The organism is Moorena sp. SIO2C4 (genome assembly GCF_010672485.1).
GTDB classification, from domain to species: Bacteria; Cyanobacteriota; Cyanobacteriia; order Cyanobacteriales; family Coleofasciculaceae; genus Moorena; species Moorena producens.
Map to the genome: position 1 here is coordinate 1 of NZ_JAAHGN010001514.1, position 1,227 is coordinate 1,227.

2 protein-coding genes are annotated in these 1,227 nt (G+C 40.7%); one reads left to right on the plus strand and one right to left on the minus strand.

The window, feature by feature from the left end:
* Positions 1-149 precede the first annotated feature (149 nt).
* Entirely contained in the window at positions 150-290 is a 141-nt protein-coding gene (locus tag F6K20_RS39100) for a hypothetical protein (RefSeq protein WP_287250603.1), read from the minus strand.
* Between the two features lie 367 nt (positions 291-657).
* Between F6K20_RS39100 and F6K20_RS39105 the strand changes: the two genes are divergently transcribed.
* Positions 658-843, plus strand: coding sequence for a hypothetical protein (locus tag F6K20_RS39105; RefSeq protein ID WP_287250605.1), 186 nt, complete (start codon positions 658-660; stop codon positions 841-843).
* Positions 844-1,227 lie beyond the last annotated feature (384 nt).

Sequence of the window (1,227 nt, forward strand, 5' to 3'; positions counted from 1 at the left end):
CTCCGAGTTTGAAGACACGCCCTAGCCCCCCAAGCGAGGGATTCCTCGCTTGGGGGGAACAAAACTTTCTTGCGTCCCCCAAGCGAGGGATTGCTCGCTTGGGGGATTTAGGGGGCTTTAACAAAACCATATGATCGCGCATTCATTCCTTAATTCAGCAACGCCATAATTTCAGGCATCATTTCGTTTTTTTTCTTTACCGTATATCCATGCTTTAATAATGCTTTTATATAGCAAAGGGAACAGCGGATCTGGGAGTAGGGAGTAGGGAGTAGGGAATATCGCATCAAAATTATCTCAATTCCTACACGGATTGCTATAGGCCAATATTATTATAGGTAAACTTCATTAAATTTTCTGCAATTATCTGCAGTATCCTGAATTTTTATTTCCTAGATCAACATCAAAGTTTTATCGCTTTACTCTACTGATAAAAGTGTAGCAAATAAAAGACATGTTGGAAAATGGAACTTTTCACGGTGTTTTTAACCGCCGAGTCGTTTTTGATTCCCCGACTAAAGTAAGGATTAAGGGTGTGGGGTATTGACAAAAGCGAAACAAAGGTATAGGATTGCAATCGTGACCAAATAAAAGCCGATCGAACTAGATCCAGAAAGATTCAACCAGTTGCCGAAGGAGGAAGTGGTAGAAATGCTCATGACTGCAGCCAAGGCTATAGCTCAGCAGCAAGGAACAAGAGAAGAACTGAAACAAGAAATAGAGAAACTGCCTGTAAGTAGCAGAGTTAGATCGCAAAATCTCATCAAAACCGCCATCAAAAGACCTACTCAAAAAACCGGAAACTCAGAAATAAGAAAAACAAGATACAGGATAAAAACCTAAACGTCAACTAGGCAGACAGTAAAGACATCAAGGAAAAACCTGGAGTGGCTCTCGGTATCGGGAATATATTCAGGATACTGCTAATTTATCTACTAGTAATTTATTAAGTAAGTTTAGTAAATATTAAGTTTAGTAAAAAAAAAGCTCTGCTTAGGGGTAGTCTGTGATAGATTTTGTTGAGCAAGCTCAACCGGCTCAACTTGATAAAACTGCACTTGCTCCTGGTTTTATTCCATAACCAACGTTGCTGAATCCTTAGAGGTTGTCTGAGAAGTCTCATTTGCTACATCCAAGCCCCCTAAATCCCCCAATTTTGGGGGACTTTTAGAAGCAAATTGACTCTTGTTCCCCCCAAAGTTGGGGGGCTAGGGGGGCAAAATTCAG